The sequence below is a fragment of the Ruegeria sp. AK4 genome (assembly GCF_056541025.1).
In genome coordinates this window covers 1-5,653 of the sequence record NZ_JBQFXS010000050.1, presented here as the reverse complement: position 1 = coordinate 5,653, position 5,653 = coordinate 1, and the positions used below count along the sequence as shown (strand labels likewise).

Sequence of the window (5,653 nt, the reverse complement as noted above, 5' to 3'; positions counted from 1 at the left end):
ATGGTGAGGCGGAAATACCTGAACAACATCGTGGAACAGGACCATCGTTTCATCAAGAGACGCATCCGGCCAATGCTGGGGTTCAAGGCGTTCGCTTCAGCGGCGGCAACCTTCGACGGAATCTAAGTGGCACACATGATCCGCAAAGGTCAAATCACGCCCGGAGTCTGTCCGTTTCGGCAATTTGCAGAGCTGGCCGCTTAGCCCGCCGGTACCATGCCATCGCTGTCGCCAGTAAAAACTTCGCAACAGATCCTCTCCCCTGCCTGCTTAACGCGCAAAATTTAAATCTTTTGCCTATTACCCACTCTGACGTACGAGTCACAATTACATGTGATAAGTGTCTTCCCTGCCTCGTCGGCCTTGCCGCGCATGGCGGAAAGGAACCTTGCAGACGGTTAATCCAAACAACCCGGTCTTGCCGAGGCGGTCTCGGGTCAGCCACCCCAAAAGACCACGGCTACCAAACTACTGATGCAGGCCCGATGGGAAACCACAATCGACCGGCAATCCGCGCGTGGCGCAAGGCCGGACGGTTACTCTGATTGCCCTGAACTTGGCCGGCTTCACGCATCAGGCCGTGCAGGCCCTGATCGATTTCTGTGGTGTACTTCTGATCACAGAAGGCCGCCGAACGTCGCCCCCCCCTACGGGCCGCGCTACAGAATCCTGACCCGGGCAGGTTCCTGATCAAAGCCGCCTTGCACCACTCCCTCGCATGGGCGCAGAAATGCTACGTCGACATCGCAGAAGCTCTGCCCGCAGATCTCTTGGCCTAAACCTAGAAAGCAATACGCCGGGTAGATCACCCGGCGTTTCACCCAATCTAACCAGTAGTGGGACAACCCTTACCCGTGGGTAAGATCGTCCTCTTCCTGCAACTCGTCGATCAGGGAAGCGATAGCCTTCTCCAGTTTTCCACGATCCACACGCGTGAAGTCCAAATCATACCTCAGCTCGATCCGCCCGCTGGAGGCCGAGCATTTCGCGACCCCTGCCCTCCCCGAGACCTGGAACGTCGTCTTGGCCCGGCGTGTCTTACCCGTACCCGCCGCGGCCGGCTTCTTCACAACCGCGGGTTCGGACGTGACAAAGCTTCGCAGAATCTCCACCTCGCGCGGTCCGTCACGATCCGGTTCGCTGATCAGCGCGGTGCTGACATGATGGATCAGCCCCGGGTTGGCATCGAGTTTCCGCTTCAACTCAACCCCCACATTGCGCGGAATGTCGTTTGGGTGTTGCAGCACCTTGTCCAGCATCATCAGAAGACTGGCAAAGGACCGGATGTAGCTGCGCTTCGTGTAGCTCGCGGATTTGAACAGGATCGCCACCGCTTTGTCGACATCGGCGCAGTCGTTCGACGGGTTTTCGGCAAAGGCCCGCGCCAGCGCGCCCATTTCGGCAAATGAGATATCCTTGCGAATCAGGTTCTCATCCACCATGCGCCGGTAGCTGTCGTGCAATTCGGCGGCCTCGGAAATCCCCGAAGGAATTTTGGCGTAGAGATCATCGCCGGTTTCCGCATGCAACGCGCGATAGGCGGACAGGCGGCGCATGCCCTGGATCAGATCGTACCGGCCGTCCGGGCGACGTTCAAGCCGGATCGGGTTCGACAATCCGATATCGCGGATCGACTCTTTCAACTCGTCCAGATCCGGGTCGGGGCCGGGCTTGCGGTCGCGGGTCAGCTTCTCCGTCACCACGTCGGCCAAAGCCACATGTTCCGTCACGAGGCCCTCTGCGCGCAACCGGACCAGCTCATGCGCCAGCCGGTCGTTTTCGGCTCGGATCGTATCCTCGGTCGATTGCTGGTCGCGCAGGGCATCCGCGTTTTCGGAAATGGCCGCGGCCATCGGGCCGCGCCGTTTATCCAGAACCTTGTCCGGGATCTTGCCAACAGGGATATCCTCCATGGCCGGCATGTCAATGTCGAACATTCTACGTTTACGGCTCATGCGTCATCCTCCAGCTTGTCCCAGGTCGAATGCATCACGCCCCGGAATTCTTCATATACATTGTCAAAGGTCGATCGCGCGCGGCGCCAGGTCTCGCGCGTCATCTCGCGGTAGTCCATCTCGTAAACCGAACTCAGGAACCGGCCGGATTGTTCCACCGCACGGGTCATTTCAACCGGGTGTTCCGCGACATGTTCGCCGAACACCTTTTTGAACGCGTCGAACATGGCAAGATGCAGCGCGTTGCCGGGCTCGTATCGCGTCAGCAGGAAGCGCAGTTCGCAGAAGGTTTTCGGAAGGCCGATCCTACCCGTGGGTAAGGTCTTGTCGAAACCATAGGCCAGATCCTCGAGCGCCTCGGCCAACTGGCCGATGAAGGAGGTGGTGGAATCGTATTCCCAGTAACCGGGGCCCGAGGGGATATACAGCATATCCGCCGCAAACACTGCGTTCATCGACTGGTACCCAATCGCCGGGGGGCAATCGAACAGGATCAGGTCATAGGCATCGTCGGGGATTTGATCCAGATAGCGCGACACGGCGGCAAAGAACGACCATTCGGGGTTCAGGTGCCGATACTGGGCGGAGGCGAACTCGACAAAGGCCGCGTTGGCGCAGGACGGAATGGCGTCGATGGTCGACCACGACGTCTGCTTGATGAAATCGGAGATGCGCAGGTCGCCCAGACCCATGCCGGTGATCGAGTGGGGCAGTTCGCGGCGGGGCAGGGCGGTGCCGGATTCGGCGGCGGCGGGGCGTTTGTTCATCCGCTCGGTCTCGCGGATCAGGTCGCGGGCCATGATGCCCCAAACGGTGAAATCCTCGGCCACGTCGGTCAGGCCCATGGAATGGCTGAGCGTTGCCTGCGGGTCGAAATCCACCACCAGCACGCGGTAGCCATCCAGCGCGGCGGCATGGGCCAGATGCAGGGCCACGGTGGACTTACCCGCACCGCCTTTAAAATTGGCCACCGCCGCGCGAATAGCGCGCTTGCCGGCAGGGCGGGGCGGCATCAGGGATTTGCGGTTCACCTTCAGCCGGCGGCGCAGCTCGTTCACCTCTTCCAGGCTGAACCAGCGCTGGCGGCCTTCGGGCTCGACCTCGCCACCGGGCAGGGACGGGTCAGCGGCCAGCTTGCCGCGAAAGGTGGACTGATTCACCCGGAAGATCAGTTCCGACACCTCCCAGCTTGAAAAACGACGGAGGGTCTTCTCCATCTCGGGACTGAAGGTCTGCTGGCGAATCCAGCCCTGCAGCTTAAGGGACTGGTTGCGCAATGTGCTCAGGTCTTCGTGCGTGTACATGCCTCGGGTCTCTTAGTTTTGGACGCTAAACGTTATGTGTTTTCTATTTACGCCCGATTTGCGCTTTACGCAAAAGAAATTATGATCATAGTGTGATCTTACCCACGGGTAAGAAAACAAGGGCTTCGGGCGTCTGAACCGATTCGTCAGACAAGGGGGCCCAGCCGGGCGCCGCACCGTGCTTCCCCATCAAGATTTAGGGGGTCGCATTACGGCCAATTGGCGCATATAGGGGGACAAAAGGCGCCAATACGGGGTCACTCAGGATGCCCCCCATCACCCATAATTCACCGTTTTTCTTTATTTGATTTGCGGTCAAGAGGTCGCCTGACCTCACTGTTTTCACTCTTTGCTTGACAGAATCGAAGCTTTGGACGCTAATCAGGGCATCAAAATGAAAAGCGTTGGCAAACGGCGCTGAACTGGCGGAGACCATCCGCCCGAGGCAGACAGAACGGTGAGAAAAGGGATGCAGGTTGCAAAACCCGTCGGGCGCAATGCACCGGCTCTGAAATACGATATCCTGTCGGCGCTGGCCGTCCATGCCTTGTCGGGGGACAAGCATCGGCAACGCAGCGTCTTGCGGCTGGTCGCCTTGATCACCACCCGGTACAACTGGCGAAAGAACGAGCTTTCGATCGGGCGCGAGGAGATTGCGCGGCTTTGGTCCGTGAACGAGCGGACGGTGAAACGCGAGATGGCGAAGTTTCGGACCATGGGTTGGATCGCCGTCAAACGGCCCGCCGCGCGGGGGCGGGTCGCGGTCTATGAGCTGGACCTGAAGCAGGTGATGATCGACACATCCGACGTCTGGCCGGTGATCGGCCCGGATTTTCAGGCCCGGATGCAGGATGAACCTGAACCCGAGACCAACATCGTTCCGTTCAAAGTCAAACCTCCGGCCCTTGAGGGTACCGATGCCGAGGTCTGGGGGCAGGTTCAGGCGATCCTGCACGGGCGCGACCCCGAGCTTTGGGCCAGCTGGTTTCAGCACCTGACCGAGGCCGAGCGAGCAGGCGGCGTTGTCACCCTGATGGCACCGTCGCGGTTCATGGCGGATTACATCGCGCAGAAATGGACCGGGCGCTTGCTGGCCGCCTATAGCCGCGTCGACCCCGAGGTGCGGATGCTGCGCTTTGAGGCGGCTGAATAGGGTATCTTGCGACGCCTAAGGCGCGGTGACGCGATAGAACCGCGCGGCGGTTTCGCCGAGAACATCCTTATGATGTGTTTCCGGAACCAGAAAACGGTATCGGGAGATCAGCTCCGCATACGTTGAAGACAGGCTGTCGACCGGGAAGTTTGAGCCGAACATGCAGCGTTCCGGTCGGAATTGCGTCAGGCAGGCCTCGACAATGGGCCGGACGCGGTCGGCGGACCAGCTGTGATCGAACATCCCAAGCCCGGACAGTTTGCAATAGACCTGCGGCAAGGCAGACAGGTTGCGCAGAGCATCGGACCAGCTTTCCAGCCCTGTAGCGGATCGATCATGGGGTGAACCCGCGTGGCACAGGGCAACCCGGGTGTCGGGGGTCTGTTCCAGCACGACTGCGGTCTGGACCATCAGGTCCGGCAGCAATTGCAGATCAAAGGAGAGGCCCCGGTCACCAAGTTGCCTGAGCCCGTCAAGAAAGCGCGGGTTGGTCAGCAGGGCGTTGGTGCCGGATGCCACGTCTTCACCCGGAGAGCGCCCGATGATCTGACGCACGCCGCGCAGCGAGGGCAGGGTCTGCAGCCGGTCCAATTGTGCGCTGAGGTCATCCGCGGTCAGGTCGCAAAACGCCACCTGAACCAGCGGCCAGTCCGGGTAAGTGTCGGCGACGGTTTGCAGCCATTGCGCCTCGGCCCAGGGATCGGTGGCACCGACCTGAATATGGACGGATGCGGTAAACCCGGTAGCCTGAGCATCCCGACGAAATTCGGGCAGCAGGTAATCGCGTTGGATGGGCGAGGGATCCCCGAAAAACCGGACCGCGCCTTTCTCCATCAGCCATGGGTAATGGACGGCGTTCAGATCCCAGAGATGGTGATGTGCATCGATGCTCATGTCGGTTCAAGTCCCGTGCTGCGTGTCAGACTGCTGACATTCTGTTGCGTTCAGAATGCAGAAGGTCAATGAGTATCCGGTTCTAGGTCAGCTTGTTGCCTGCGCATCGGTGATCTGATGAGTGGTGTGGACGTCAAGCTTTATCGCACCTTGTGAGCATAACAGGTAAATTATGCGCGTTATATTTCTGTGGCCCACCTATTGAAAGGGCCACGAAAAGTCAGAGGATCTGTTGCGAAGTTTTTATTGGCGACAACGATGGCATGGTACCGGCGGGCTAAGCGGCCAGATCTGCAAATTGCCGAAACGGACAGACTCCGGGCGTGATTTGACCTTTGCGGATCATG

General features: G+C 59.6%; 4 protein-coding genes and 1 pseudogene. 2 read left to right on the top strand and 3 right to left on the bottom strand.

Annotation, left to right across the window (positions count from 1 at the left end; genetic code table 11):
* Window positions 1-123 (top strand): annotated as a pseudogene (locus ACR0EZ_RS25615) (DDE-type integrase/transposase/recombinase); the annotation flags it as partial.
* A 725-nt stretch (window positions 124-848) separates the two neighbouring features.
* Here ACR0EZ_RS25615 and ACR0EZ_RS25610 read toward each other — a convergent pair.
* Window positions 849-1,955 carry a ParB/RepB/Spo0J family partition protein gene (locus ACR0EZ_RS25610; protein WP_480617641.1) on the bottom strand — a complete coding sequence of 369 codons (1,107 nt, stop codon included), beginning with the start codon at window positions 1,953-1,955 and terminating at the stop codon, window positions 849-851.
* A complete protein-coding gene (locus tag ACR0EZ_RS25605; protein WP_480617640.1) occupies window positions 1,952-3,259 on the bottom strand; it encodes an AAA family ATPase in 1,308 nt (435 codons plus the stop codon). The genes ACR0EZ_RS25610 and ACR0EZ_RS25605 overlap by 4 nt, the downstream gene beginning before the upstream one ends.
* A 469-nt stretch (window positions 3,260-3,728) precedes the next feature.
* Between ACR0EZ_RS25605 and ACR0EZ_RS25600 the strand changes: the two genes are divergently transcribed.
* Window positions 3,729-4,412, top strand: coding sequence for a DnaA N-terminal domain-containing protein (locus tag ACR0EZ_RS25600; RefSeq protein WP_480617639.1), 684 nt, complete (start codon window positions 3,729-3,731; stop codon window positions 4,410-4,412).
* Window positions 4,413-4,427: 15 nt separating this feature from the next.
* Here ACR0EZ_RS25600 and ACR0EZ_RS25595 read toward each other — a convergent pair whose 3' ends face one another.
* Window positions 4,428-5,306, bottom strand: a complete 879-nt coding sequence (locus ACR0EZ_RS25595; protein ID WP_480617638.1) for an amidohydrolase family protein — start codon at window positions 5,304-5,306, stop codon at window positions 4,428-4,430.
* Between the last annotated feature and the right edge of the window lie 347 nt (window positions 5,307-5,653).

What these genes read in the sequence shown, in the direction of transcription:
- ACR0EZ_RS25600 (WP_480617639.1), top strand. Translation starts at nt 3,729, where the DNA reads ATGCAGGTTGCAAAACCCGTCGGGCGCAATGCACCGGCTCTGAAATAC.
- ACR0EZ_RS25605 (WP_480617640.1), bottom strand. Translation starts at nt 3,259, where the DNA reads ATGTACACGCACGAAGACCTGAGCACATTGCGCAACCAGTCCCTTAAG.
- ACR0EZ_RS25595 (WP_480617638.1), bottom strand. Translation starts at nt 5,306, where the DNA reads ATGAGCATCGATGCACATCACCATCTCTGGGATCTGAACGCCGTCCAT.
- ACR0EZ_RS25610 (WP_480617641.1), bottom strand. Translation starts at nt 1,955, where the DNA reads ATGAGCCGTAAACGTAGAATGTTCGACATTGACATGCCGGCCATGGAG.